The sequence below is a fragment of the Pseudomonas sp. LBUM1641 genome (assembly GCF_059716235.1).
Genome location: NZ_CP166815.1, coordinates 4140524 through 4165576, shown reverse-complemented (window position 1 = coordinate 4165576; position 25053 = coordinate 4140524). Strand labels below are relative to the sequence as shown.

Genomic DNA, 25053 nt, shown 5'->3' with positions numbered 1-25053 from the left:
AATGCGATCAATTCTTAATTACGCTTGGGTCTCACCGCCCGGCGCGCCCCGGTGATCGGCATGTCGTCTCCCCTCAATCTGCATATCCAGGACCTGTACTGCGAACACCATGGATGGTTGCACCGTTGGCTGGACCGCAAGCTGGGCAATGCCAGCGATGCCGCGGACCTGGCCCATGACACGTTCATGCGCCTGCTCACCCGGCAAACCAGCACCCACCTGGGCGCCGAGCCACGGGCGTTGCTCACGCATATCGCCAAGGGCTTGATGATCGACAGCTGGCGCCGCCAGGAGGTGGAACGCGCCTACCTGGAAACCATCGCCCACCTGCCCGAACAGCATGTACCTTCGCCGGAAACCCGCTGGCTGATCCTCGAAGCGCTGTACCGCATTGAGGCGATGCTGCGGGATCTGCCGGAAAAAACCCGCCAGGCCTTCCTGATGTCGCAGATCGACGGCCTGACCTATCAGCAGATTGCCGAGGCCCTGGGTGTGTCGCTGATTTCAGTCAAACGCTACATGCGCGATGCCTTCCTGGCCTGCCTGAGCGTGGCATGAGCCAGTCGATTGATCCGCTGATCCTCGGTGAAGCCGCCGACTGGATGGTGCAGTTGCAGTCCGGCAGCGCCACCGATGAAGACCGCCGCGCTATCGCCCAATGGCAGGGCCGCAGCGCTCAGCACGCCCAGGCCTGGCAACGGGCGCAGGCCGTTCTGGGGGACTTCAACAGCGTGCCGGCGGCGATTGCCGGCGATACCCTCAAGCGCATTGGGCGCAAAAAGTCCCTCGGTCGGCGCCAGGCGCTCGGGCTGTTGCTGGCGGCGGGCCCGGCGGCCTGGCTGGCGTATCGGCAGGTGCCGTGGCAGCAGTGGACCGCCGACCAGCACACGGCCATTGGCGAACAAAAGAACCTGACTTTGCCCGACGGTACACGCCTGCTGATCAACACCGGCAGCTCGCTGAATATCGCGTTCTCCGATCAGGTACGGCGCATCGAGTTGCTCAAGGGCGAAGTGTTGATCACCACCGCCAAGGACTCCGCCCATCGTCCGTTTATCGTTCAGACCCGCCACGGCACCGCCCGCGCCTTGGGCACGCGGTTCAGCGTGCGGGTAGGTGAGCAGGCAAGCCGAGTGGCCGTGACCGAAGGCGCGGTGGAGTTGCTGGCGGAGCATGCCCGCCAGGGCGTGATCGTCAAGGCGGGCGAGCAGGGCGCCTTCAGTGCGGACCGTGTGGCGGCCGTCGAGCCATTGGATGTCAGCGCCCTGACCTGGGAAAACGGCATGCTGCTGGCCCAGCACATGCGCCTGGCGGACCTGCTGGATGAGCTGGGACGTTATCGCGCCGGCGTGTTGCGCTGCCACGACTCGGTGGCCAACCTCACGGTATCGGGCGCGTTTTCCCTGCGGGATACCGACGCCAGCCTGCACCTGTTGCAGGAAACCCTGCCGGTCAAGGTCAGCAGCCTCACCGGGTATTGGGTGACGGTCGAGCCGCGCTGAATTTTTTTCAACATTCGCTGATACCTTTTTCGTTGTCGCCCGGTGTAGGGGAGAACCCTCAACATTGCTCCGCGCCGACAGGAATGCCCATGACCGCCAGACCGCTCCCGTACTGCCCCCGTCCGTTGAAGGCATTGAGCCTGGCGGTCGCCCTTGCTGCCGTCGCACCGCTGCAGAACGCCCAGGCAGAAGAAGCTGCGCCAAGCAGTGCGGCGCGCAGCTATACCCTCGCGCCGGGGCCGTTGGGGAATGTGCTGGCACAGTTTGCGGCGTTGTCCGGGGTGCCGTTGTCGTTCGATTCCACGTTGCTCAACGATCAACAAAGCCCGGGGTTGCAAGGCAGTTACAGCGCGCAATCGGGCTTTGCCCAGTTGCTGCAAGGCAGCGGCTATACCCTGCAAGGTACCAGCGCCAATGGCTACACCGTGGTGCCCCAGGCCAGCGGCGATGCGTTGGAACTGGGCGCCACCACCATCAGCGGCGAGGCGAGCGGCGCCCAGGCGGACACCTATGCCGGCGGCCAGGTGGCACGCTCGGCGCGCCTGGGCGTGCTGGGTAACCGGTCCATCAGTGACGTGCCATTCAGCGTGGTCAGCTACACCTCGAAAACCATCGCCGACCAACAGGCGCGAACCGTGGGCGATGTGTTGCTCAACGACGCGTCGGTGCGCCAGTCGTCCGGGTTCGGCAACTTCTCCCAGGTGTTCACCATTCGCGGCCTGCCGCTGAGCACCGATGACATCGCATTCAACGGCCTGTACGGCGTGCTGCCCCGGCAGATCATCACCACTGAAGCCCTGGAGCGGGTGGAGCTGTTCAAGGGGCCCAACGCCTTCGTCAACGGCGTATCGCCTTCGGGCAGCGGGATCGGCGGCAGCGTCAACCTGGTGCCCAAGCGCGCCGAAGACACGCCAACCCGCAGCGTCACCCTCGATTACGCCAGCGACAGCCAGACCGGCGGCCACATCGACCTCGGCCAGCGCTTCGGTGAAGACAATCGCTTCGGCGCCCGGGTCAACCTGGCCCGGCACGGCGGCGAAACCGCCGTGGATGACGAAAACAAAAGCTCGCAGTTGATCGCCGTTGCCCTGGATTATCGCGGCGATCGTTTGCGGGTCTCCACCGATTTTGGCTACCAGAAAGAGCGCATCAATAACGGCCGCTCGGTGGTTTACCTGACCGGCACCAAAGTGCCCGGCCCGCCGTCGGCCAAGGACAACTACGCCCAGGACTGGAGCTGGTCGGAGCTGGAAGACACCTATGGCATGGTCAACGCCGAATATGACTTGAACGATAACTGGACCGCCTACGCCGCGGGTGGCGCCAAGCACACTCGGGAGAACGGCCAGTATTCGTCGCTGTATGTCGGCAACGATGGCAGCGCCAAGGTGGGCTTCCTGTATTCGCCCCATGACGAAGACAACAAAAGCGCCATGGCCGGCTTGAACGGGCACTTCGCGACGGGGCCGGTGACCCACCAGATGAACTTCGGGCTGTCGGGGATCTGGGGCGAGCAGCGCTCGTCTTACGAGGCGATCCTGCAGGCCAACCGTCAACCGGGCAATTTGTACAACCCGACGCAAACACCGCGGCCGACCAACACCTATTTCGGCAGCGATATCCACGACCCGCGTGTTGTCGGCAAGAACCGCATCAAGAGTGCGGCGGTATCCGACACCTTGGGCTTTTTGGATGATCGGGTGCTGTTGACCCTGGGGGTGCGGCGCCAGACGATCGAGGTGGACAGCTGGAACACCGCCACGGGCGCGCGCGGTACACCGTACTCCGAGTCCATCACTACGCCGGTCTATGGCCTGGTGATCAAGCCGTGGGAGCACGTGTCGTTCTACGCCAACCGCATCGAAGGCCTGGCTCAAGGCCCGACGGCGCCACTCACTAACGTGACCAATCCCGGCGAGGTCTTCCCGCCCAAGCGCAGCAAACAGACGGAAGCCGGGGTCAAGCTGGACTGGGGAAACTATGGCGCCACGCTGGGTGTGTACCGCATCGAACAGCCGAACAACGCGACCACCCGATTCCCGGGCCAGAGGCTCGATACCTTCACCGTCGACGGCGAACAGATCAACAAAGGCGTAGAGCTCAACGTGTTCGGCGAGCCCATCGACGGCCTGCGCCTGCTGGCCGGTGCCACTTGGATGGACACCGAACAGAAGAGCACCTCCAACGGTGCCACCGACGGCAACCGCGCCGCCGGTGTGCCGCGCTTCCAGTACAACGTGGGTGCGGATTGGGATGTGCCGGGCATCCAGGGGGCGGCGGTCAGCGCACGGATGCTGCGCACCGGTGGCGAATACGTCAACGCCGCCAACAGCCTGAGCATCCCGGCCTGGACCCGCGTCGACCTGGGCGCGCGGTATGGCTTCAAGGCGGACGACAAATACATCACCCTGCGCGCCAACGTCGAAAACGTAGCGAACAAGGCGTACTGGTCGTCGGCTTCGACGGCGAATAGCTACCTGACCCAGGGTGAGCCGCGGACGGTGAAATTGTCGGCGACGGTGGATTTCTGAGCCTGGGAAAACCTATCGAAGTGAATGAAGACCTTCTGGGGAGAAAGCTTGTTGTGGTGAGGGGGCTTGTTGTGGCGAGGGGGCTTGTCCCCCGTTGGAGTGCGAAGCGCTCCCAGCTTTTTTGGGGCCGCTGCGCAGCCCAACGGGGGACAAGCCCCCTCGCCACAAAGATCCCGCTGATCAGGTAGCCCAGCATCCCGAAGATGTCGTTCAGCGAGCCGATAAAGTTCCAGATCGCCCCCTTAAACCTGGGCAAGGCGTAGGATCATCAACACTACACCTGTGTACGGTGCAAACACTCAGACACCTTCCGAAACTTTATAGGTGTTGTTTAAAGTGATGATGAACTGTGTGGCGTGAGCGAGGAGAGGCTTGTGACGACTATCGAAAATGGAGCGCTGGCGGTTATCGAGTTCTGGAAGCAAGCGGGGCCCAAGCTCTGGTTTGCCAAGGATGAAGGGTTTGACCGGCGCTTTCGGGAGGTTTTTTACACCGTGCATTTGCAGGCGGCCCGGCGCGAACTGGAGGGCTGGATGCAATCACCTGAAGGCGCGCTGGCGTTGCTGTTGCTGCTGGACCAGTTCCCGCGCAATACCTTCCGGGGCACGGCGCATATGTTCGCCACCGACCCGCTGGCACGCCTGTATGCGCGGCAGATGGTAGAGGCGGGGATGGACACGTTGATCGAAACCCCGCTGCGGGCGTTTTGTTATTTGCCCTTCGAGCATTCTGAAGACCCCGAGGACCAACAGCTGTCGATGGCGCTGAACAAGGATCTCGATGCCAATACCTATCGCTGGGCCAAGGAGCACGCCCGCATTATCGAGCGGTTCGGGCGCTTTCCTCATCGTAATGAGGTGTTGGCCAGGGGCACGACAGAAGAGGAGCGGGCGTTCCTGGAGGACGGTGGCTTTTCGGGCTAGGCCTCGGGTTCAGCCACTAAGTCTCTGACGCCCGCCTGACGAAAACGTCGAACGCCCTTGAGGTCAATCGCCCAACGCAGCGCTTCAGTCGCTGACGGACGTTCGCCATGGGTAATCGCTGCCTCATCGGTGGTCAGTCTGCCAAGGTAGCCCTGCTTGCCGCCGCGTTCACTCCAGTAGTGAGTGTGGCTGAGCCAGGACCTGGCGAGCCAGCCTTTCCATTTGCCCACGGTGACCGGCAGGTCCAGCACACCGGGCCCCATCACCGGGCTGACCGGGCCGCCGACGATGTCGCCAAACAGGCCCATGGGCGCGGGGAAGTAGAGGTTGGTCCAGCGGGTCACGGCGAAGGCCGCGGCATGGTGCAAGTACAGGGGTGAAAATGGGCGACCGCCCACGGTGAACGGAAGCCGACCGCTGTAGCCGTAGCCCTTTTCGTCGAGCGTAGGCGGGCACGCAGGGACTTCACGGCGCTCGATGCGGCGCTTGAAGTCGCTCACGCTGCGGCCCAGCAACAGGCTGGCGTGGGCCATCGGGCTGCCGAGGGTGACCAGGTCGGTGATGCGCCACGGGTTGCCGAGGTTGCGTTGTTCAATAAAGGCTTGGGCCTGTTGCTCGCGAAACCTGAGAAGGCTTTGGAGGCGCCCATCGAGGGCGTTTCCGGCCTTTGGCAGCGTGTCCTGCACCACTGGCTGCAGTCGCTCATGGTTGGCATAGCGGGCGGCGAGTTCCGGGTTGTTGGGGTGCAACTGGTCGTGATGCTCGTGCCACAGGTAGCCGACGATGTCGTAGGCAATCACGCTGCCCAGGCTGTGGCCGACAACGATGATGCGGTCGTAATCACCCTTGTCGTGCAGGGCGCGCAGCAGGTCGACGCCGTCGGCGCGGATCTGTTCGCGCACCACCACGTTCTGCGGGTTGGGGCTCAGGTAGCGGGCGGCATCGCCGAGGTATGACAGCGCCGAGTACTTCAGGGCCAGGCCGATCACCGCCAGCAGCACCGGGATCAGGGCAAAGGGGTTGTCGCTGTGGGGAAACCGGCCATACAGCGTCGCCAGGATGCCGCTGACCAGCAGTCCAAGCAGGGCCAGCAAGGTCCAGCGGGTGGCGCGCCAGATTGGCACGATAGCGGTTGGAATGTCCCGGCGCGGGCGCTTGAAAATGTCCCAGAGCCAACTGAGCAGATGCCCGACCTTGGTGCCCTGCATCTTGTGGGCCCAGTAGTACTCGTAGAAATCGGTGGTGTTGCGGCCCGCCGACTTCAATACGCGCAAATCGAAATTGCGCGAAAACCGGTCGGGTTTGCTCCAGTAGAAAGGCTTCGCCTCGGGGGTGTCCGTCGGGATCACTGCTTCCACGAAGCCGCGCAGGGTGTCCATCGGGCGCTGCTCGCCGATGCCGTGAATCACGACTACCGCTTGTTTCATCTGTTGATCGTTCCTTGATCTGCTTTTCGGGGCGTTACGGGCGGGGTGCAAAGGGCCATAGTATTGCCATTATCGATGGTATTCCAGCCAGGAATGCCCCCATAAAAACCGCGCATTTCATTTGCGCGGCGCGATCTCGTAGTGTGGTGCTCCCACCAAGGAGATGTCGCCGTGAACCATCGCCCGCTGAGCCTGTACGTTGACGCCCACTTCACCAGTCCCTACGCGATGTCGGCGTTCGTGACCCTGCGGGAAAAAGGCCTTGAATTTGAACTGCTCACCCTGAACCTCGACACGGCCGAGAACCAGACCGAAGCGTTCGCTCAGTTGTCACTGACCGGGCGCGTACCGACCCTGGTGCAGGGTGAGTTTGCGCTGTCCGAGTCGTCGGCGATTACCGAGTACCTGGAAGAGGTGTTCCCGCAGGTGCCGGTGTACCCGGCCGAACCCCGCCAGCGGGCGAGGGCGCGGCAGGTGCAGGCGTGGCTGCGCAGTGACTTGATGCCAATTCGGCAGGAGCGCTCGACCCTGGTGGTGTTTTACGGGCTCAAGGGCGAACCGCTGTCGCCCGTTGCTGAAGCGGCGGCGCACAAGTTGATCAGCGCGGCACAGGCGCTGTTGGCCGACGGCCGCGAGTACCTGTTCGGCGAGTGGTCGATTGCCGACGTGGACCTGGCCGTGATGCTCAACCGGCTGATCCTCAACGGTGACAGCGTGCCCGCCAACCTGGTGGCGTACGCCCAGCACCAATGGCAACGGCCTTCGGTCCAGGAATGGGTCAAGCAGGCACGACCGTCGCTGTAGTCACCTTCTCAATTACTAAGTGAATCCTGGTCCATGAATATACTGTCGAGTGACTCCCGCCTGCCGTTGTATCAGCGTTTTCGGGATCATCTGATTGAGCAGATTGCCAACAATCACTGGCGTGCCGGTGCGGCCATTCCTCCCGAAGCGGTGTTATCCACCCAGTACCAACTGTCCACCGGCACCGTGCGTAAAGCGATCGAGGCATTGGTCGGTGAAGGCATTCTGGAGCGTCAGCAAGGGCGGGGCACGTTTGTGCGCCGGCCGAAGTTTCAGTCGTCGTTGTTCCGGTGTTTCCGCTTCCAGGGCCCGGGCGGCGAATGCCAGTTGCCGCAGAGCCGGATCTTGTCGGTCAAGCCGGTGAAGGCGCCGTTGTCGGTGAGCGAAGTGCTGGGGTTGGCCCCGGATGCGCCGGTGATTTGCATCGTGCGGGTGCACGTGTTGGACACGGGGCCAGTGCTGGCCGAAGAAATCTGGCTGCCCCGCGCGCGGTTCCAGGCACTGCTGGACGTGGACCTGACCCGGCAGGGCTTGTTGCTGTACCCGACCTACGAAGAAGTCTGCGGGCAAGTCGTGGCGTCTGCCGAAGAAGCCCTCACCGCCGAGTCCATCGACGACGTGTGGGCGCGCTGGCTGCAGGTGCCGGTGGGCAGCCCGGTGATGGTGATCGAACGGCTGGCCCGGGATTACGCCGGTCAACCCCTGGAGTTGCGACGCGGTCGCGGCCACGCCGAACATTTCCGTTACCGCGTGGATATTCGCTGAGCGGGTAGCGCGGCGCTATTCGGCTTCCAGCAGCACCAACCAGGTCTGCACCACCCGGCGGTCAAGGTCTTCCCAGTCGGCCATGCCCAGCACCCGGGTGGTGTTCAAACCGCGCAAGTAACCGCGTAGTTGCTGGGCGATGGCGTAGATCACTTCAGGTTCTGCGGCGTTATCCAGCAGCACGTCCTCATAATCGACCAGGTAATCGGCAACCCGCTCGCGAAACTCCGGCAGCACGGCTTCACGGATGCGATCGAAGGTTTTCTGGTGGGGCTTCATAGGCGTTCCTTATCATTTTGTGTGAGGCGGCCTGCACGACACTATTGCTCTAGATAATAGTCACCATCAAGTATTGCGAGTTCTGTTTTTCTGAAAAAGGAGGACAATTGCCATCATTGAACATGCTGTGTAAGGACGTTGCGATGAGGACTTTTACCGGATGGGCGCTGATGGCGCTGCTGATGAGCTCAATGGCTGCCTCCGCGTCGGCTGTGGCGGGTGGGCTTCAAGCCAGCCATCTGGCGCCAATCGTCGCCAGCCCGGTCGGTTTGCAGCGTTCGCAATCGGTGGGCGTGCTCTACAGCGACAACACCCTCGACAACCTGCAGTACTTGGGTCGCTATCACGACATGGCGGTCAATGGCGCCAAGGACCAACTGGACGAGCAGATCCGCCGGGCCTTCGTCGACAGCTCCGACCCGGACCTGGCGATTGACTGGCTGATGACTTCGTTGCGGCACACCTTTGCCTCAGTCACCCGCTACGACACCCTTGATGCGCTGTTGCAGGCGCACCCGGATGTGGTGGTGATGCTCGACACCTACAACCAGTTGCTGACTCAGCACAATGATTTGGTGGAGGCGCGGTTTGTGGCCAAATTCTATGACCTTGACCTGCAATACATCGCCAAAGCCGAGGGCTCGATGCAAATGCACTTGCCTAATGTGTGGGTACATGACAAAACGGCGCCCCAGATCGCTGCACAGATTGGGCAGCAGCGCGACGTTCAGCTGAATGCGTTGAAACAGTTCGATGCCTCGCTCAAGGCGCTCGTCGCCGCAGGCTAACGCCCACTTCGTTTACTTTTCAGGAATTTCTATGCGCTTGTTGTTCGTGCCAGCGATGGCTTCTGCTGCTTTATTGATGGCGGGCTGCGCGTCTGCCCCCAACGCACCGACCTTGACGCTGCAAACCAGCAAGTCTCCCGATGCGTACGTTGAGTGCGTGGTGCCCAAGTTCGAGAAAAACGGCATGACCTCCACGGTCACGCAGAACTCTCGGCATGCGCGGATCGTGGTGAGCAGCAAGATCGCCGCCGACAACATTCTGGAAGTCTACAAGGCGCAGGACGGCGGCAAGGTGTTCTTGTATGAGCGCAAGCCGGTGGCGTCACCGTTCAAGCCTTCGCGTTTCGAGCATGCGGCGCGGGATTGCCTGTAATCGACTGGCGTCGGTCTGTCGGCTGGCCGGGATCTAATGTGGGAGCTGTCGAGCCCCAGCGAGGCTGCGGTGGCATCGCTGCGGTTTGAGAGTGACACCGAGGTGATCCCATCGCAGCCTCGCTAAAGCTCGACAGCTCCCACAGTTGATCTTCATTGTCTTGAGCGAACCATTCAGCTCGGCTTTGGCTCACTGCTGAACGTATCGACCGCCTTCACCAACCCCTTGGCCGCCAACGCCACCAACTCACCACCTTTTTGCGCAGTAGCCAGCGCCGGGTCCGAACCCATGCGCCCATCCGGGAAACGTGCACGGAAGTCGCGGGCTTCGCGGATCGGGCCGGTGTTGGCGATTTGCGGCGAGTAGTCAGCCGACTTGATCGAATCCGGGTAGGCCCATTGGGTCACGGCGATCTCCGACGGCGTGGCATGGCTGCCATGGCCCACCGGGAACTGCTGGTGCGCCAGCTCGCTCACGCCTTCCAGGTCCCACCAGTTGCACAGCTTCAGCGCATAACCTGACGGGCGCCCGGTAAAGCTGGCTTCGGCATACAGCTCGGAGAACGCCGCTTCGATCGAGGCGATGTTACCGCCGTGGCCATTGAGGAACAGGATCTTCTCGAAACCATGGCCCGCCAACGAACGCACCCAGTCGCCGATCGCGGCGATAAAGGTCGAAGGGCGCAGGGAAATGGTGCCGGGGAAACCCAGGTGGTGTTGGGCCATGCCGATATTGAAGGTCGGGCCGATCAGGATGTCGGCATTCTTTTGCGCTTCATGGGCGATGATTTCCGGGCACATCCAGTCGGTGCCCAGCAGGCCGGTGGGGCCGTGTTGCTCATTGGAACCGATGGGAATCACGATGCTGCGGCTGCGTTCCAGAAACTGGCCAATCTCGATCCAGGTGGATTGATGTAAAAGCATTTCAGGTTCTCTCTCTCATCAAGCCCAGGAACACGGTGGAGTTCCTGGTGGCATGAGCCGCATGGTGCACGGCAACGGCGAGACCATCAACCGCCTTTGACGGTACCGGCACTCGCCATCTGGCGTGGCTTGCAGTTCAGGTACGCCGAGGACTTCAGCCAGCGCTGGTCGGGGTACCAGGAAAACATGAACTGGCCGTCCTTGAGCTTATCCACCACCTGGCGCGCCACTTGCGGGCGCACCGCCGGGCAGCCCTGGCTGCGGCCGATGCGGCCTTCGCGCTTGCTCCACAAGGGGCTCACGTAGTCGGCGGCATGAATCACGATGGCACGGTCCCGCGCACGGTCATTGAAGCCCGGCTCCAGGCCGTCCATGCGCAACGAGTAGCCATGGGCGCCTTCGTAGCTCTCCTGGGTGCGGAACAGCCCGATACTCGATTGGTAGCTGCCTTCACGGTTGGAGAACTGGGTGGCGAAGTTTTCCCCGGATTTTTGTCCGTGGGCCACCAGGTCCCGCAGCACTAACGTCTTCTTGCGCAGGTCGAAGATCCAGAGGCGACGAGCGGTCGAAGGTTGGGAATAGTCGATAACGGCCAGCCGGTCGGACTGTTCGATGCCATTGCCCACCGCGCATTGCATGGCGCTCAAGGCACTTTTCAATACGTCGGGGTTGAGTTCTGGAGCGGCGTGGGCGAGGCTGCTATACAGAGTAAGAGGTTTACCCGTGTCTGCGAGCGCAACGGTGCTCAGCGAGGCAAAGGTCGAGATGATCAGGCCGAGTCGGCAGCAAAAGGTCAGCATGTATAGAGCATCTCCGCCGTGGATGGGAGCTAAGCGATTGTTCAAAAAACACGCATGTTACTTGAGCATTTGCCTGCTCGTTGCACCGCTGGTCGCGACAGCCGAAGACCTGTTGGTGGTCTCGCCGGCCCCGGTGCAACTGGCGCTGTCGCAATTGTCGACGGTTTGCCCAGGCCTTACCGGGCAAATCGATGCACCTTCCCAGGCGCGCCTGCAGGCTTTTTATCAGCAGCAGGGCGACGTGGTGCTCTGGTCCGAGGGCGAACGCCGCAGCGCGTTGCAAGCCCAACTGCTGATGCTGGCCGATGACGGCCTCGACCCCGCTCACTATAGACTGCCCCCGGTAGATGCCACGGGGAATGTGCTGTGCAGCGACATCGGCACCAGCCAGCAATACTTGCAAGCCCTGCGGGATCTGCATTTCGGTCGCTTGCAGCAGTCGAGCTTCGAGCCCGTCTGGCATTCGCAACCACCGGCCCTTGACCCCGACACCCAACTGTTGGCGCTGGCCGGGCCCGGTTTGCAGGACATCGCCCAAGCCTTCGACCAGGCCCGCCCGAGCGCGCCGCTGTACCTCAGCCTGCGCAGCGCCTATGCCGCCTTGCGCCAACAACCGTTGCAGCACTGGGAGGCAGTAGCCAGCGGCCCGCTGTTACGTCCGGGCATGGACGATTCGCGGGTGCCGCAACTGGCGCGGCGAATGGTCAATGGCGGCTACCTGGCCAGCCCTTCTTCGGGGACGCAATACCGTGGCGAGCTGGTCAACGCGGTCAAGACCTTCCAGCAAAGCCACTCCCTGCAAGCCGACGGCGTGATCGGCCCCGGCACCGTCACCGAATTGAACATCAGCCCGGCGATTCGTCGCGAACAACTGCGCATCAACCTTGAGCGGTTTCGCTGGTTGTCCCGGGACATGGAGCCCGACGGTGTGCTGGTGAACGTGGCAGCGGCGCAACTGAGCTTCTATCAGGGCGGCGTGCCTGTGTGGCAAACCCGCCTGCAAGTCGGCCGCGCCGACCGCCAGACGCCGTTGCTGAAGTCGCGCATCACCCGGCTGACCCTGAACCCCACCTGGACCATCCCGCCCACCATCATGCGCGAGGACAAGCTGCCGGCGATCCGCCTGAACCCCGAATACCTGCGCCAACAGAACCTGCAAGTGCTCGACAGCCAGGGCAACCCACTGGCGCCAGAGCAGGTCGACTGGTCGCACCCCGGCAACATCCTGCTGCGCCAGGGCGCCGGCCCGCGCAACCCGCTGGGCCGGATCGTGCTGCGTTTTCCCAACCCGTATTCGGTGTACCTGCACGACACACCGAGCCAACCGCTGTTCTCCAAGGGCCCGCGGGCCTTCAGTTCGGGGTGTGTGAGGGTTGAGCAGCCACTGCTGCTGCGGGACTTGCTGGTGAGCCCGGCGGAGAAGATCCGCACCGAAGAACTGCTGGCGACGGAAACCACCCACGAGTTCCGGCTCGCGATGCCAGTGCCGGTGTTGTTGGCGTACTGGACGGTGCAGGTCGATAGTCAGGGCGCGTTGTTGTACGCGCCGGATATTTACGGGCGGGATCCGGTGTTGATGAAGGCGATGGAGAGTGCGCTCTAGGCGCTTAGCTGTGCGTTGATCATCGTCAGCGCCTGATCGGGCGACAAGTGCGCAGTATCGACAGTAAATGGCGGCTCGGCCCACGGCTCGTATTCATGGGCCAGGACAGACTGCCAACTGGGCGGCGTAAGCCCTGGAATGTCGCTGGTGCGTGATTCCACACGACGTTGATGTTCCGGCGTGTCGGAGCAAATCACCTGGATATTCACCAGCGGCTTACCCGCGTGCAGAGCGGTGTCGCGCCACGCCTGGCGACTTTCAGCCACCGGGTTCACGCAGTCGGCGACAACCGTGTGGCCCAGCAGAAGATTGCTCAACGCCAGCGCATTGGCCACCTGATAGCCGCTGCTGCCCACGCCTTGCTCCAGAACCCCGGCATCCCGGATGGCCTGCTCGATGGTATCGATGCGCAGGTAAACGGCATCGGTCTGGACAGCAAGGGCCTTGGCAATCGTGGTCTTCCCGGTGCCGGGCAGGCCGCTGAACACAATAAGCATCGTCGATCCTTCGAATGGGTGGGGCGGGCCAGTCTAACGGGTCACTCACTTCAAATAACAGGCGCTGATCCAGTCCGAAGGCTTGGGTGAGAGCTGTTCGGCCACCGGCAAATACCGCGCGTCCAACTGCGCTGCCAGCCAGTACAGGGTATTGCTGCTCTTGGGGTTCCACTCGCCGCTGTAGCCCGGTTCGCCGATGCGGGCACGGTCCCTGTCGAACTGCACGTGGGTGTTCACGAATTCTTCGTGGCTGCGCTGGCCTTTGGCATATGGCGCCAGCCAGTCCAGTGCCTCGCTCAGCGAGCCGCCGTGGGACGCGGTGAAGTCCAGCCAGTTGCCGCCAATGCCGTAGGGCTTGGCCGCCAGCGCCGCTTGAACCAGCGGCTCCAGGTCGTAGACCACGTAGTGCAGGGCGTCACGGTCCTGGAAGTCGGTTACCGAACCGTCGGGCAGCACATTGTCGGTGATCTGTTGCTGGAACAACTTGAAGGCCTCTTCCAGCATCTCGCGGTCGCCCAACGCGGCGGCGGCTACCGTGACCAGCTTCACGCGGTGGCTTTGCCAGTTATTGGTGTTGGTGGCCTTCTTGGCGCCATGGAACTGCTTGATGCGTTCGATATAGCCATTGCCCAGGTTGGTCAGCAACGCGCGGGTGGCGTCGCGGGTCTGGGGGCGCAGGTCGCTCGCGGTGAGGGCGTAGGCGTTCATCAGCATGTCGAGGTTTGTTTCGTCGATCGGGTTGAAGTCCGGCTGATAGGTGCTGGCCCACGCGCTGAGGTAGTCATCCACTTGCTTGAGGTAACGCGTGTCGCGGCTCAAGCGCCAGGCCAGGGCGGCTTGGCGCATCAATGGCCAATCCTTCTCGGCGGTGATGCTTTGCTCGCGAATGCCGTGGTTGGGCAGCGTGCCTTCGGTGTGCAGATGGGGCAGGGCGTCGGGTTGGTCGCCGAGGTGGCGCTGGGCGGCGGCCAGGAGCGATTTGGAGGTCGGATTCGAGGTGACGGGCTGGCACGCACTCAGCACCTGGGACGCGGCGAAGGCGGCGTGGGAGAGCGAGACGAGCAGCGCGGCCAGGGCCACGGTTTTCAGAGGGCGTTGTAGCATGCTGTTCCTCAGGGATGGATTGACCCGGGCGGGGCAAAGTCACGCTACCATGCCCGTGACGAGTATTTGATGAAATACCCGCCAGCCCTCTATCCTTGCAGGGCTTGCCCGGTCTAGAAAAGGACGCCCCATGACCTTGCAGTTCGTGAAAATGCACGCCCACGGTGATGACTTCGTCGTGATCGACCGACGCGGCCAGGATGACCCGATCACCGCGCACATCGCCCGCCGCCTGGGGGATCGCCATCGCGGCATTGGCTTCAATCAATTGGCCGTGGTGCTCGATTGTGCTGACGCCGCCGCCCGCATCACATTCTGGAACCCCAACGGCACGCCGCTCGACACCTGCGGCAGCGCCACCCGTGGGGTCGCGGACATGCTGATGCGCGAAGCCGGCACCGCCACCATCGTGCTACGAACCAACCGGGGGCTGCTGACCTGCGTGCGCGAATCAGGGCAGCGGGTGTCGGTGGACATGGGGCGGCCATCATTGGGCTGGGAAGAGATTCCGCTTGCCCAAGCGATGGCCACCGAATGCTTGCCGCTGAAGGGCGACCCGGCGGCGTGCAGTATGGGTAACCCGCATTGCACCTTCTTTGTCGACGACCTTGCGGCGGTCGATATCGCGGCTCTTGGGCCGTCACTGGAAACCCACCCGCTGTTCCCCAGCAAGACCAACGTGCATTTCGTGCAAGTGCTGGATCGCAGCTATATTCGTCTGCGGATCTGGGAACGGGGCGGCGGCATCCCGCAGGGCTCGGGCTCGTGCTGTTGTGGTGCGGTGGTCAACGGGATTCGTCGTGGGCTGCTGGATGACACCGTCGACGTGCAATGCGATGGCGGTACCGTGACGGTGCATTGGGATGGGCACGGCGGCGTGGTGTTGACGAGGGCTGTGCAAACCGTTGTTCACGGCACGGTGGCTGCCGCGCTCATGGGTGGCGCAATGGAAAGTGCACACTGAAGCTGGTGCCCTGGTCCGGGCTTGAGCTCACCGAAACACCTCCATCATGGGCCTTGGCGATTTCCCGCACGATAAACAGCCCCAGGCCAACGCTACGCACCTCACTGTCTTGCTCCGTGCCTCGGGTCATGGGTTCAAACAATCCGGCCATCAACGCTTCGGGAATGGCCGGGCCGTGGTTATGTACCGAGAGCCGGCTCTCTTGCGCGTCCTGGTGCGAGGTGACGGTAATCGGCTGTTGCAGATCGCCGTACGCCACGCTGTTGGCCACCAGGTTGCCGATGATTTGTTGGATGCGGTCGGCATCCAGGAACGTGCGGGCGCTGCCCGTGGCGTGATGTTCGAGGGTCGCCTTGGGGAACGCCACCCGCAATTCGTCGAGACTGTCACGGGTGACGGTGTGCAGGTCGAGTGCTGTGGGGTTGATGCCGATGCCTTGGCCGACTTTGGCCTGAGTGAAGTCCAGCAAGTCGGCGATCATCCGTTGCGCCCGTTCGGTGGACAGGCCGATATGCCCCAGGAGTTGGCGCTCCTTGGAGCTGCGCTCGCCACGGGCGAGGAACTCCGAGGCCATCTTGATCGCGGCAAGCGGGTTCTTCAGGTCATGGCTGACAATCGCGACCATCTGCTCGGCAAACAGCGCCCGGCGCTGGGCGATTTCATAGGCGCTGCTCAATTCGGCCTGGGCCTGCTGCAGCGCGACTTCAGTGGCGGTCTTTTCCTGCAACAAGGCTTCAGCCAGTTTGCGGGCATTGAGCAGTTCACGCTCGTACTTGTCGCGGTCGGTGGTGCCGAAGAGGGCCAGTTCGTTATAGGCAATGCCGGCATGTTCGTACCTGACACCGTTGAGCAATACCGTGACGGTGCGCCGGTCACGGTGCAGCAGGTCGAGTTTTACTTCAGCGATGGAGCCCTGCATTTTCATCAGCGGCCCCAGGTGCGTCTGATGGAAGATCCGCCCGCCCATCGTCAGCAAGTCCTGAAACCGCCGTTCTTTCAACTCATCGAGGCTGAAGCCGGTCCAGTCGCTGAAGCACTGGTTGGCCTGCACGATGGTGCCGTCTTCCCGGGTAACCACCAAGGCGCAGGGCGCGCCGTCGAACAAACGTTGAGGATCCGGCAATGACAGGTTATCGGCTGGCATCGGCACCTACCCATGGCACCAGGAAACTGTCCATGGCCGCTGAACATGCCCCGGGTGCACTCATGTGCGGGCAATGCCCCACGTTATCGACCAGGCAATACGTGCTGGCGGGCAACGCCGCGTGCAGGTATTCACCCACGCAGACCGGTGCGATCAAGTCGTCGGTGGATTGCAGAATCAGGGTGGGGGTCATCAGGCCCGCGATGTCCTGGCGGTTGTCCGACAGGAAGGTCACCCGTGCGAAGCGCTTGGCGATGTCGGGTTCGGTGCGGCAGAAGCTGTTGGTCAGTTCTTCGCCGAGGGCCGGTTGCCCGGGCGCGCCCATGATCACCGGGGCCATGGTGCTGGACCAGCCGAGGTAATTGCTGTCGAGGGTATCGAGCAATGAATGGATATCCTCGAGGGTGAACCCGCCCGTATAGCCATCGGAATCGATATAGCAGGGCGAAGGGCCGATCATCACATGGGCGGCGATTTTTCCGGGGGCCTGGCGATCGGCCAGGGCGCCGATCATGGCGCTGACGGAGTGACCCACCAGCACCACCGGGCCCACGGCGTATTCATCAATGACCTCACCCAGATCATGGGCGTAGCCGGTCAGTGAGCTGTATTTTTCGCTGTCGTACGCGCTCAGGTCAGACTGGCCAGCTCCCACCAGGTCATACAGCACCACACGGAAGCGCCCGGTGAAGTGAGGAAACAGATAATTCCACATGGTTTGATCACACCCGAAACCATGGGAAAAAACCAGGGTCGAGGGACCGCTGCCATACACCCTGACGTTGTTGCGCTGCTGAAGGTCCATGGCGTTCTCGTGTAGGGCGTGTGTGGGGGTGATGTGAGTCTAAATAGTCGGTGGCGTTGGGTCACCTGTTTATAGCGTCGATAGGGTAAAGTCGGCCGATTCAGGATGAAACTTCAGGTAACAAAACATGATGGTGTTCCTACGGCAATGTGTCTTGGGCTTGCTGCTGATCGTTTCCGGCTCGCAAGTGTGGGCCGATACCGTTCCCCCGGCGCCGGTCACGGTTGCGCTGGACCAGCGCGTGATCGACCTGACCCACACCCTCGACGCCGCCACTCAATCGCGCATGACGGCGCAACTCGCTGGCCTGGAACAACGCAAGGGCGCCCAGGTGGCGGTGATGCTGCTGCCGAGCACCGATGGCGTGGGCATCGAGGACTTCGCCAACCAACTGTTCCGTGCCTGGAAACTGGGGCGCAAGGACGTCAACGACGGCATCCTGCTGCTGGTGGCGAAGGACGATCGCAAGGTGCGGATCGAAGTCGGTTACGGCCTGGAAGGCGTGGTCACCGACCTGCTGGCCCACCGCATCATCGAAGAACACATCACCCCAGCCTTTCGCCAGGGCGATTACGCCGGCGGCGTGCAGCAGGCGGTGGACGACCTGACGCTATTGGTGGACGGCGGTAACCTGCCCGAGGTGGCCACGGCGGGTTTTCCGCCTGAAGCGTATGCGGTGCTCCTGGCGTTCATTTTTGGCGGGGTGGTCGGGGTATTGATGGGGGCCGAAAAACTCCCTTGGCGCCGGGCCCTGATGGCGGTGGTCGTTGTCACCGTGGTGCTGGTCGCGGTGGCGGGCGGCAAAGACTGGCCGGTCTATTTGCTGTTGCTGCCACTGTGCATGTTGATCGGTGGCGCTACTTTCGGCGCGTTGTGGCAGGCGAGGGCGGCGTTTTACACCGTGCTGGTGCTGTTGGGCTATATCGCCGGGGTGTTGCTGACCGATCACTTTGTTGGCGACCTGTCGCTGATCCACTGGCTGGCTTATCCCATGGCCGGGCTGGTGATCCTGGGCCTGTACTTCGGCCTGTTCCTGGTGATGAAAAGCATGTGGAAAGAGAGCCAGGGTGGCTTTATCGCGCGACTGGTGGCGGTGCTGGTGGTGTACGGAATCGTGGGGGCATTGATTGATAAGGGCACCACGGGGTGGCTGCTGGCGTTTCCCTTCGCCTCGTTCGCGGCGCTGTTCATCTTTGCCCACGGTATCAGCGGCGGGTCGGGGTCGGGGTCTGGTGGGGGCTCCAGCTCCTCCGGTTCGAGTTCCAGTTCCAGCAGCAGCTCTTCGGGGGGTGGCGGTTCCAGCGGTGGGGGTGGGGCGTCGGGGAGTTGGTAAGACTCCCCCGGAAGCTAGGCGGGCTTGTAGGCAATCCAACCCTTGAAACTGAAGCCCGCGTAGAACTGATGTGCCGTTGTGTTAAAACGTTGCCCTTCCTGATGATGAGAGCGCCCATCGAATGCTCCCCGACATACTTATCCGCGAAGCACTCCCTGAAGACGCGTTATGCGTTGGTGTGCTGGGCATGCAGGTTTTTCTGGATACCTACGCCACAGAAGGCATTCGCGATTCAATCGCTGCCGAGGCGCTGCAAGCGTTTTCGCCCCAGGCGATCTCTGAACTGATCGCCCAGCCGGGCACGGGCATTATCGTCGCTGAATCCAATGGGCATCTGGTGGGGTTTGCCCAGGTGGCGATGGACACAGGCCATGCGCTGATCTCAACCCCGAAAGCGGCGGAGTTGCAGCGGCTCTACATCCAGGAACGGTTTACCGGGCTCGGACTCGGCTACCGTTTGCTGCAAGCGGCTGAACAGCGCGCAGGGCAGGGTGGTGCGTCGTTGTTGTGGGCGACGGTGTGGGTTGGCAATGAGCGGGCGCTGGGGTTTTATCCGCGCCGTGGCTACGAGCTGTTAGGCGCGCCTTCCTATACGTTCCAGAATGAAACCCATGAAAATCGGTTGTTTGGCAAAAGGCTTGGCGTCTAGCCCTCAGAGCGCTTTGCTCAGGAACACCCGGCTGCTGCCTTCCGGATTGCAAGGGATCTCACCAAAACGCACCCAGCCATTCTTCTCGTAAAATTCCGGGGCCTGGAAACTGAGGGTGTACAGCACCGCCGAGCGGCAGCCCCGATAACGGGCTTCATCTTCGAATGCCTTCAGCAACGTAGTGCCCAGGCCTGAGCCACGCAGCGCCTCGGGCAGATGAAACAGATCGAGAAAGGCCATGCCAAGGGTGGTTTTGCCGGTGATCCCGCCGAGGACTTCACCGGTGTCGGGATCCTTGATCAACACCGTCAGCGGGCGCCGATCATTGGAACCGGTGATGTGTTCGTTGAAGGCGGCGAGGCCGCTGCCGAGGATGCGCTCCGCCTCGGCATTCGGCTGGTCACCTACTTCAATCAGATGCGGTGTCATCACGTTGTACTCCTTAGGGGCATGTCACGCTTCTAACAGGTCGCGGGATTACCTCACCTGCATGATTGTCATCTGCTTGCCAATGTCGTCGCTCTGGTCGGTGCTGGCGTGGTAGAAAAAACCATAGTCAACCAGATAATAGTAATGCTGCGTCGGGACCGGCGGCAGGTTTTCACGGGGCTGGCGGCAGCTCAGGGCCTTGGCGTTGCCACTCAAACTGGGGTTTAACTGACTGGCAGAAACCTCACTGTCGATCGTGCAAACCGTCTTCCATGTGCTATCCATCAAGGTCCCGAGGTAGTTGTTACTGAGGGTTTGCCGGCGGGTATAACTGACTTGACTGCCCACGTTCAATTGCTTCCAGTCGCCTTCAAAATTCAGGCTGCCGACCAGGGTTGTGGTTTGCGCACTCTTGTTCGACTCGCTCCTGGAGAGCGTCAGCAGGCCGCGCCAACTGATTTGACGCCCGCTGTGACCGTTCTCGGTGTAGTTGATCGCCAACTGGCCAGTCGCCGGGTCGGGCGCTATAAACGACTCGATACGTTCTGGTTTCGAGGTTTTGAGGTAGGTAGAGGTGCCTGTCAGATCCAGGTAGCTCAGCGCCTTGCTCGGCGCCGGCATCTGCAACTGCTCGATGCTCTTGATCACGGCTGGGTTGATGTCGGGCAGTTTATGGGTGGTGACATCGCCATGGCTGACGCTGGCCGTGGGGGTGGAGCAGGCGCTCAGGGCGAGGCAGGCGAGGGGCAGGATCAGGCGTTGCACGGGTGTCTCCGTTGAGTCCGTTCGGGGGAGGCGCCGGGGGCGCGTAAATAGGCGCACAGCATAGCGCCTGGGCATTGCAGGCGTCATCGTTGTTGATCAACGTTTGTCCCCTCTCGCCTGCTTGACTCTGTCCCGCGGGGCAGACTTTAGGCTGTTTTCCAGGCGAAGGAGGAGCGCAATCCTCCCGCGAAATGGAGATTCGGTATGCGATGTCTGGTAACGGGCGCGAACGGGCACCTGGGGAATAATCTAGTCCGGGCACTGCTGGAACAGGGTCACACCGTGCGCGCCGGCGTGCGCGACACAAACAACCGCGCACCGTTCGCCGGGCTTGATTGCGAGTTGGTCTACGCCGAGTTGCAGGATCAAGCCTCCCTGCTCAAGGCACTGGAAGGTGTCGAGGTGCTGTTTCAAGTGGCAGCGGTGTTCAAGCATTGGGCCCGAAACCCGGCGCTTGAAATCATCGAACCCAACGTCCAGGGCACCCGTTGTGTCTTGGAGGCCGCTGCCCAGGCGGGCGTCAAGCGGGTGGTGTATGTCAGCTCTGTGGCCGCGGTTGGCCATGACGGCACTGCACTGGACGAGGAATGCTGGAATGACGAGGCGCAAAATGCCTACTACCTCTCCAAGATTCTCTCCGAACAAACGGCCTGGAAAACAGCTGAAGCATTGGGCCTGTGGATGGTCTCGGTGCTGCCGTCCGCGATGGTCGGGCCAAATGCGGAACGGTTGACCGACACCATGGGTTTTTTGCAGTCGGTACAGCAACGCCAACTGCCGCTGGATCCGGGTTTTCATTTCAACTTCGTGGATGTGCGGGACGTGGCCGACGGATTGATCCTGGCGGCGAAGAAGGGGCGCCCGGGTCAGCGCTATATCCTGGCCAACGAGCACTCATCGTCACTGGCGGATCTGCTTGATGTGCTTGCGAGCGACTACCGCCGACCTCCATCCGCGCCTCGCTGGCTACTGATGGCGGTTGCGTGGTTTCAGGAGCGACGGGCGCAATGGACAGGAATGCCTGCGCAGTTGCTGCTCAGCCAGGTTCGTCTGTTCCGGGGTGTTCGCCAGGAATACAGCATCCTCAAGGCAAAAACCGAGTTGGGTTTCAACCCTCGGCCGCCTGAAGCGGCATTGCGGTCGGCGTTCGCTTACCTGCAACGTCGAACAGTGCGTTCATCTCACCTTTGAGCGCCACCAGATGCAGATCCAGCGCCTGCAACTGCGCGATCTTTTCCTGGACTTGCTGGCGCTTCAAATCCACCGCCTCATTTGCCAGCACCAACGGAAAAGCCTTCAGTCGATTCTTGGCGGCGATCAGCGGCCCCATCTCTGCCAGCTTGAAACCGGCCACCTGCGCCTTGCGGATCAGGTGCACGATTTGCAGATGGTGCGCGTTATAGAGGCGGTACCGGCCTTCCCGCTGGGGTTCATTGATCAGCCCCAGTTGCTCATACAGCCGGATAGCTTTTGGTGTGCAGCCTGTGAGCTTGGCGAGTCGTCCGATGAACATAAGCAAAATCCTTTTCCTGAAGCAGCCAATACTAGATATCCATCACCATCTCATGCCACGCCATCCCGCCATGGTCAGACGCCGACGGCTGCACATAGCGATAGCCCATGCGCTTATACAGCTCCACATGGCGGTCCTTGCACATCAGGTGAATGGTCTTCTTGCCCATCGCCTGCATGCGCTGCACGAACTCCGTCATCAAGCGCGTCGAGTAGCCCTTGCCTTGCTGGGCGGGATCCACCACCACCGACATGATCACCACATTCGGCGCGTCGGCCGAATGCCCGACCAACTCCTTGAAGGCCTCATCCGACATCACCACTTCATCGGCGCAACCGCAGTTGATGAAACCGACCACAACGCCATCCGCCTCCAGAACCAGAAAGCCTTGCGGGTACAGCGCGATGCGCGTGGCGATCTTTTCCAGGGTGGCGGCTTCGTCGCCTTCGTAGGCCGAGATTTCGATCTCGTAGCAACGGTTGGCGTCGGCGGGGTTGGCGTTACGGAAGGTGAGGGCGGACATTGGGTTACCGGAGAAATTGAACGACGGCCCCCATGATAAAGAAAGAACACCCCGACAGCACCGCCGAACACAAAACCCACCCACACCCCCGCCCCCCTGTGGGAGCCGTCGAGCCTTAGCGAGGCCGCGATGGCTGCCTTCGGAACACCACAATATCCGCCATCCTCCCCCCGTAGCAGCTGTCGAGCCCCAGCGAGGCTGCGTCAGCCCCAACTCGGTCATGCGTCCGGCTCCATAGTAGCGGCGCGCTCAACGTAGCCTCGCCGAGGCTCGACAACTGCTACGGTCAGGTCTTATCACTCGGTGCCACCGCAGGTAACCAATTCTTGCTACCTTCTGATTTTCATCGACAGTAAAAAGCGCCCGGCCATTTATAAGGACATATCGTAGTGATTACGTTTGAAATCATCCCGCTGGATTCCATTGGCCCTTTGAAGCTTGGCGTAACCCGCGCAGAGGCCAGGGAAGCCATGCATGCCAGCGGCTTTCCTCTTGAAAGCGCTAGAGAGTCACTCGATTACTTCCATCATTCCTGTATCCAAACCGAATGTGGCACTGATGGCAATATTCACTTTATTGGTATTTCGTCCAGCCCGGAAATCACGGTTAGCTACAAAGGGCTGGATGTTTATTCGCTTGCAGCGCCAGAGCTGTTTTCGGTTATTGCCGACCAAGATGCATCTGGCCCTCACGTCTACGACTCCTACCAATACCTGTTCCCCAATCAACTGATCACCTTGTGGGACGCGGATGAACAGTACGACCGGCAATGCGATGAAACCAGGCCTGTCTGGGCTCAAGTCGGTATTGGTAACAGCGCCTACATGGATGCTATCAAGGCAATCAAAGAAAGGTAGCGGTGACCGTTGGCGTAGAAATAAAACACCACTGTCCTGCGAGCTTTAGAACCCGCAAGACAGTGGTGGAGTAGGCGCTGGATCAGGGCAATGGGTTACTCAATTAAACCCCACCCACCAACTTCCCCCCCTCCAACCGACGCTTATACGCACTGTCCCGACTCGCCAACCAGAAATACAGCGGCGACGTCACCACCAACCCCACCAACCAGGACAAATCCGCCCCATTGATGTGCTCTGAAATCGGCCCGACATACAGCGGCGTATTCATAAACGGAATCTGCACCACGATCCCCACCGCATACGCCACCAGCGCCTGGGGGTTGTACCGGCCATAAATCCCGCCATCCACGCGAAAGATCGAACCGATGTCGTACTTGCCCTTATGAATCGCATAGAAGTCGATCAGGTTGATCGCCGTCCACGGCACCAGTACCACCAGCAGCACCAACACCATGTCCACGAAGTGCCCGATAAAATCCTTCGAGGCAAACACCGCGGCAATCGAACACGCCGCCAACACCAGCACCGAGATCACGGCACGCGCCTTGGCGGTGGGGATCCAGCGGTAGGCAAAGGTCTGTACCAGGGTGATCAACGACAGCACCGCGCCGTACAGGTTAAGTGCGTTATGGCTGATCACGCTGAGCAGGAACAGCAACAGCATCAGCGGGCCAATGGAGCCGGTCGCCAGTTTGACCGCGTCCATGGTGTCCATGCCCACCGGCGTAGCCAGTACCGCAACCGCACCAAAGATGAACGACAGGCTGGAACCGAGCACGGTGCCCAGATAGGTGGTCCAGAAGGTCGACGCCACCGGCACATCCGCTGGCAGGTAGCGGGAGTAGTCAGAAACGTACGGCGCAAACGCGATCTGCCACAGCGCCGCCAGCGACACGGTGGCCAGCCAGCCGGAGATGTTGAAGTTGCCGCGCGTCAGGAAGTCGGCCGTCTGCACATGGGTGAAGATGTAGCCGAAACCCAGGACGATGCCCGCGCCCAGCACCCAGGTGCCGATGCGGTTAAGCACGTGGATGAAGCGGTAGCCGATGATGCCGATGATGCCCGAGCCGATGGCGCCGATGACGATGCCGACTGGCACCGGGATCGCGTCGACCACGCCGTGCAGGGATTTGCCCGCCAGCACGATGTTGGAGGCGAAGAAGCCGATGTACATCACGCCGGCGATTACCACCACCAGCAGCGCACCGAGGGAGCCGAACTGGGCGCGGCTCTGGATCATTTGCGGGATGCCCATTTGCGGGCCCTGGGCCGAGTGCAGCGCCATCAGCACGCCGCCGACGAGGTGGCCGACGAGGATGGCGATGATGCCCCACACCAGGTTCAGGCCGAACAGTTGTACGGCCAGCGCGCCGGTGACGATGGGCAACGGCGCGATGTTGCCGCCGAACCACAGGGTGAACAGGTCTCTTACCTTTCCGTGGCGATCTTCCGGGGGCACGTATCCGATCGTGTGTTTTTCGATAAGCGGGGCGGAGGATGTTGCGGTGGTAACCATGACGAGCTCCAAGGCAAGGTGAGTACGTTGACGTACTTCGCTGGGCGGCGCGTGTGCGTCGCTTTTGTTGTTGGAGTGATCATGTGCAATGGTCAAGGGTAGGTAAATTAGTAAGTTTGTTGCTATAGACCTTAAAAATAATATCTCGCGGCGTTTTTTGCTCCGGTATGTTGCATGGACTTGAATCGTCAAAAAAAGCGGCTGTTCTTGCACGTGTTTGGGGCGAAATCCCA

General features: G+C 61.6%; 27 protein-coding genes. 14 read left to right on the top strand and 13 right to left on the bottom strand.

Features of this window, described 5'->3' with window-relative positions; all coding sequences use genetic code 11:
* Positions 1–60: 60 nt before the first annotated feature.
* From ACA046_RS19160 to ACA046_RS19145, 4 genes are all read left to right on the top strand, one after another.
* Positions 61–558, top strand: coding sequence for a sigma-70 family RNA polymerase sigma factor (locus ACA046_RS19160; protein ID WP_497674718.1), 498 nt, complete (start codon positions 61–63; stop codon positions 556–558).
* A complete protein-coding gene (locus tag ACA046_RS19155; protein ID WP_497674717.1) occupies positions 555–1502 on the top strand; it encodes a FecR domain-containing protein in 948 nt (315 codons plus the stop codon). Before ACA046_RS19160 ends, ACA046_RS19155 begins: the two co-directional genes overlap by 4 nt.
* An 89-nt stretch (positions 1503–1591) precedes the next feature.
* Positions 1592–4033, top strand: a complete 2442-nt coding sequence (locus ACA046_RS19150; protein WP_497674716.1) for a TonB-dependent siderophore receptor — start codon at positions 1592–1594, stop codon at positions 4031–4033.
* 374 nt (positions 4034–4407) lie between these two features.
* On the top strand, positions 4408–4956 hold the full coding sequence (locus ACA046_RS19145) for a DUF924 family protein (protein WP_497674715.1): 549 nt from the start codon (positions 4408–4410) through the stop codon (positions 4954–4956).
* On the opposite strand, the gene ACA046_RS19140 is transcribed toward ACA046_RS19145, so the two are convergent.
* A complete protein-coding gene (locus ACA046_RS19140) occupies positions 4953–6383 on the bottom strand; it encodes an alpha/beta hydrolase family protein (RefSeq protein ID WP_497674714.1) in 1431 nt (476 codons plus the stop codon). The genes ACA046_RS19145 and ACA046_RS19140 overlap by 4 nt on opposite strands.
* A gap of 171 nt (positions 6384–6554) precedes the next feature.
* Between ACA046_RS19140 and yfcF the strand changes: the two genes are divergently transcribed.
* Positions 6555–7187, top strand: coding sequence for a glutathione transferase (gene yfcF / locus ACA046_RS19135; protein ID WP_497674713.1), 633 nt, complete (start codon positions 6555–6557; stop codon positions 7185–7187).
* A gap of 33 nt (positions 7188–7220) precedes the next feature.
* Positions 7221–7952, top strand: a complete 732-nt coding sequence (locus ACA046_RS19130) for a GntR family transcriptional regulator (RefSeq protein WP_076017067.1) — start codon at positions 7221–7223, stop codon at positions 7950–7952.
* A 15-nt stretch (positions 7953–7967) separates the two neighbouring features.
* Here the strand turns inward: ACA046_RS19130 and ACA046_RS19125 are convergent, their stop codons facing one another.
* A complete protein-coding gene (locus ACA046_RS19125) occupies positions 7968–8231 on the bottom strand; it encodes a hypothetical protein (RefSeq protein WP_076017068.1) in 264 nt (87 codons plus the stop codon).
* Positions 8232–8374: 143 nt separating this feature from the next.
* Between ACA046_RS19125 and ACA046_RS19120 the strand changes: the two genes are divergently transcribed.
* Entirely contained in the window at positions 8375–9019 is a 645-nt protein-coding gene (locus ACA046_RS19120; protein WP_459021589.1) for an ATPase, read from the top strand.
* 31 nt (positions 9020–9050) lie between these two features.
* Positions 9051–9392 carry a hypothetical protein gene (locus ACA046_RS19115; RefSeq protein ID WP_167663163.1) on the top strand — a complete coding sequence of 114 codons (342 nt, stop codon included), beginning with the start codon at positions 9051–9053 and terminating at the stop codon, positions 9390–9392.
* A 173-nt stretch (positions 9393–9565) separates the two neighbouring features.
* Here ACA046_RS19115 and ACA046_RS19110 read toward each other — a convergent pair whose 3' ends face one another.
* On the bottom strand, positions 9566–10315 hold the full coding sequence (locus ACA046_RS19110; protein ID WP_459021587.1) for a creatininase family protein: 750 nt from the start codon (positions 10313–10315) through the stop codon (positions 9566–9568).
* An 86-nt stretch (positions 10316–10401) separates the two neighbouring features.
* Entirely contained in the window at positions 10402–11115 is a 714-nt protein-coding gene (locus tag ACA046_RS19105; RefSeq protein ID WP_076017072.1) for a murein L,D-transpeptidase catalytic domain family protein, read from the bottom strand.
* Between the two features lie 37 nt (positions 11116–11152).
* On the opposite strand from ACA046_RS19105, the gene ACA046_RS19100 reads away from it, so the two are divergent.
* Positions 11153–12718 (top strand): L,D-transpeptidase family protein, encoded by a 1566-nt coding sequence (locus tag ACA046_RS19100; RefSeq protein WP_497674712.1) that lies wholly within the window; start codon positions 11153–11155, stop codon positions 12716–12718.
* On the opposite strand, the gene ACA046_RS19095 is transcribed toward ACA046_RS19100, so the two are convergent.
* Both ACA046_RS19095 and ACA046_RS19090 read right to left on the bottom strand, forming a co-directional pair.
* The gene (locus ACA046_RS19095; RefSeq protein ID WP_497674711.1) at positions 12715–13215 is read right to left on the bottom strand and encodes a P-loop nucleotide/nucleoside kinase family protein; all 501 of its coding nucleotides are present in this window, start codon (positions 13213–13215) and stop codon (positions 12715–12717) included. The genes ACA046_RS19100 and ACA046_RS19095 overlap by 4 nt on opposite strands.
* Before the next feature lie 45 nt (positions 13216–13260).
* A complete protein-coding gene (locus ACA046_RS19090; RefSeq protein WP_459021580.1) occupies positions 13261–14319 on the bottom strand; it encodes an alginate lyase family protein in 1059 nt (352 codons plus the stop codon).
* A gap of 130 nt (positions 14320–14449) precedes the next feature.
* Here ACA046_RS19090 and dapF point away from each other — a divergent pair, with 130 nt between their 5' ends.
* A complete protein-coding gene (gene dapF / locus ACA046_RS19085) occupies positions 14450–15283 on the top strand; it encodes a diaminopimelate epimerase (RefSeq protein WP_497674710.1) in 834 nt (277 codons plus the stop codon).
* Here the strand turns inward: dapF and ACA046_RS19080 are convergent.
* Positions 15252–16427: a PAS domain-containing sensor histidine kinase gene (locus ACA046_RS19080; protein ID WP_497674709.1), complete on the bottom strand. Its 1176-nt coding sequence runs from the start codon at positions 16425–16427 to the stop codon at positions 15252–15254. The genes dapF and ACA046_RS19080 overlap by 32 nt on opposite strands.
* Complete coding sequence (locus tag ACA046_RS19075; RefSeq protein ID WP_497674708.1) at positions 16414–17232, bottom strand: alpha/beta fold hydrolase; 819 nt, start codon at positions 17230–17232, stop codon at positions 16414–16416. The genes ACA046_RS19080 and ACA046_RS19075 overlap by 14 nt, the downstream gene beginning before the upstream one ends.
* 127 nt (positions 17233–17359) lie before the next feature.
* On the opposite strand from ACA046_RS19075, the gene ACA046_RS19070 reads away from it, so the two are divergent.
* Positions 17360–18565 carry a TPM domain-containing protein gene (locus ACA046_RS19070; protein WP_497674707.1) on the top strand — a complete coding sequence of 402 codons (1206 nt, stop codon included), beginning with the start codon at positions 17360–17362 and terminating at the stop codon, positions 18563–18565.
* A 121-nt stretch (positions 18566–18686) separates the two neighbouring features.
* A complete protein-coding gene (locus ACA046_RS19065) occupies positions 18687–19214 on the top strand; it encodes a GNAT family N-acetyltransferase (protein ID WP_497674706.1) in 528 nt (175 codons plus the stop codon).
* 3 nt (positions 19215–19217) lie between these two features.
* On the opposite strand, the gene ACA046_RS19060 is transcribed toward ACA046_RS19065, so the two are convergent.
* Complete coding sequence (locus ACA046_RS19060) at positions 19218–19643, bottom strand: GNAT family N-acetyltransferase (RefSeq protein WP_497677115.1); 426 nt, start codon at positions 19641–19643, stop codon at positions 19218–19220.
* Positions 19644–19691: 48 nt separating this feature from the next.
* On the bottom strand, positions 19692–20408 hold the full coding sequence (locus ACA046_RS19055; protein WP_497674705.1) for a hypothetical protein: 717 nt from the start codon (positions 20406–20408) through the stop codon (positions 19692–19694).
* Positions 20409–20612: 204 nt separating this feature from the next.
* On the opposite strand from ACA046_RS19055, the gene ACA046_RS19050 reads away from it, so the two are divergent.
* Complete coding sequence (locus ACA046_RS19050) at positions 20613–21599, top strand: NAD-dependent epimerase/dehydratase family protein (RefSeq protein ID WP_497674704.1); 987 nt, start codon at positions 20613–20615, stop codon at positions 21597–21599.
* Here ACA046_RS19050 and ACA046_RS19045 read toward each other — a convergent pair.
* Both ACA046_RS19045 and ACA046_RS19040 read right to left on the bottom strand, forming a co-directional pair.
* Complete coding sequence (locus ACA046_RS19045) at positions 21517–21921, bottom strand: MerR family transcriptional regulator (protein ID WP_497674703.1); 405 nt, start codon at positions 21919–21921, stop codon at positions 21517–21519. The genes ACA046_RS19050 and ACA046_RS19045 overlap by 83 nt on opposite strands.
* 31 nt (positions 21922–21952) lie before the next feature.
* Positions 21953–22444 carry a GNAT family N-acetyltransferase gene (locus tag ACA046_RS19040; protein ID WP_497674702.1) on the bottom strand — a complete coding sequence of 164 codons (492 nt, stop codon included), beginning with the start codon at positions 22442–22444 and terminating at the stop codon, positions 21953–21955.
* A gap of 389 nt (positions 22445–22833) precedes the next feature.
* Between ACA046_RS19040 and ACA046_RS19035 the strand changes: the two genes are divergently transcribed.
* On the top strand, positions 22834–23301 hold the full coding sequence (locus tag ACA046_RS19035; RefSeq protein WP_497674701.1) for a hypothetical protein: 468 nt from the start codon (positions 22834–22836) through the stop codon (positions 23299–23301).
* 103 nt (positions 23302–23404) lie between these two features.
* On the opposite strand, the gene ACA046_RS19030 is transcribed toward ACA046_RS19035, so the two are convergent.
* Positions 23405–24820, bottom strand: coding sequence for a purine-cytosine permease family protein (locus ACA046_RS19030; RefSeq protein ID WP_497674700.1), 1416 nt, complete (start codon positions 24818–24820; stop codon positions 23405–23407).
* Positions 24821–25053: the final 233 nt, after the last annotated feature.

What these genes read in the sequence shown, in the direction of transcription:
- ACA046_RS19160 (WP_497674718.1), top strand. Translation starts at nt 61, where the DNA reads ATGTCGTCTCCCCTCAATCTGCATATCCAGGACCTGTACTGCGAACAC.
- ACA046_RS19155 (WP_497674717.1), top strand. Translation starts at nt 555, where the DNA reads ATGAGCCAGTCGATTGATCCGCTGATCCTCGGTGAAGCCGCCGACTGG.
- ACA046_RS19150 (WP_497674716.1), top strand. Translation starts at nt 1,592, where the DNA reads ATGACCGCCAGACCGCTCCCGTACTGCCCCCGTCCGTTGAAGGCATTG.
- ACA046_RS19140 (WP_497674714.1), bottom strand. Translation starts at nt 6,383, where the DNA reads ATGAAACAAGCGGTAGTCGTGATTCACGGCATCGGCGAGCAGCGCCCG.
- ACA046_RS19130 (WP_076017067.1), top strand. Translation starts at nt 7,221, where the DNA reads ATGAATATACTGTCGAGTGACTCCCGCCTGCCGTTGTATCAGCGTTTT.
- ACA046_RS19125 (WP_076017068.1), bottom strand. Translation starts at nt 8,231, where the DNA reads ATGAAGCCCCACCAGAAAACCTTCGATCGCATCCGTGAAGCCGTGCTG.
- ACA046_RS19120 (WP_459021589.1), top strand. Translation starts at nt 8,375, where the DNA reads ATGAGGACTTTTACCGGATGGGCGCTGATGGCGCTGCTGATGAGCTCA.
- ACA046_RS19115 (WP_167663163.1), top strand. Translation starts at nt 9,051, where the DNA reads ATGCGCTTGTTGTTCGTGCCAGCGATGGCTTCTGCTGCTTTATTGATG.
- ACA046_RS19110 (WP_459021587.1), bottom strand. Translation starts at nt 10,315, where the DNA reads ATGCTTTTACATCAATCCACCTGGATCGAGATTGGCCAGTTTCTGGAA.
- ACA046_RS19105 (WP_076017072.1), bottom strand. Translation starts at nt 11,115, where the DNA reads ATGCTGACCTTTTGCTGCCGACTCGGCCTGATCATCTCGACCTTTGCC.
- ACA046_RS19095 (WP_497674711.1), bottom strand. Translation starts at nt 13,215, where the DNA reads ATGCTTATTGTGTTCAGCGGCCTGCCCGGCACCGGGAAGACCACGATT.
- ACA046_RS19090 (WP_459021580.1), bottom strand. Translation starts at nt 14,319, where the DNA reads ATGCTACAACGCCCTCTGAAAACCGTGGCCCTGGCCGCGCTGCTCGTC.
- dapF (WP_497674710.1), top strand. Translation starts at nt 14,450, where the DNA reads ATGACCTTGCAGTTCGTGAAAATGCACGCCCACGGTGATGACTTCGTC.
- ACA046_RS19080 (WP_497674709.1), bottom strand. Translation starts at nt 16,427, where the DNA reads ATGCCAGCCGATAACCTGTCATTGCCGGATCCTCAACGTTTGTTCGAC.
- ACA046_RS19075 (WP_497674708.1), bottom strand. Translation starts at nt 17,232, where the DNA reads ATGGACCTTCAGCAGCGCAACAACGTCAGGGTGTATGGCAGCGGTCCC.
- ACA046_RS19070 (WP_497674707.1), top strand. Translation starts at nt 17,360, where the DNA reads ATGATGGTGTTCCTACGGCAATGTGTCTTGGGCTTGCTGCTGATCGTT.
- ACA046_RS19065 (WP_497674706.1), top strand. Translation starts at nt 18,687, where the DNA reads ATGCTCCCCGACATACTTATCCGCGAAGCACTCCCTGAAGACGCGTTA.
- ACA046_RS19060 (WP_497677115.1), bottom strand. Translation starts at nt 19,643, where the DNA reads ATGACACCGCATCTGATTGAAGTAGGTGACCAGCCGAATGCCGAGGCG.
- ACA046_RS19050 (WP_497674704.1), top strand. Translation starts at nt 20,613, where the DNA reads ATGCGATGTCTGGTAACGGGCGCGAACGGGCACCTGGGGAATAATCTA.
- ACA046_RS19045 (WP_497674703.1), bottom strand. Translation starts at nt 21,921, where the DNA reads ATGTTCATCGGACGACTCGCCAAGCTCACAGGCTGCACACCAAAAGCT.
- ACA046_RS19040 (WP_497674702.1), bottom strand. Translation starts at nt 22,444, where the DNA reads ATGTCCGCCCTCACCTTCCGTAACGCCAACCCCGCCGACGCCAACCGT.
- ACA046_RS19030 (WP_497674700.1), bottom strand. Translation starts at nt 24,820, where the DNA reads ATGGTTACCACCGCAACATCCTCCGCCCCGCTTATCGAAAAACACACG.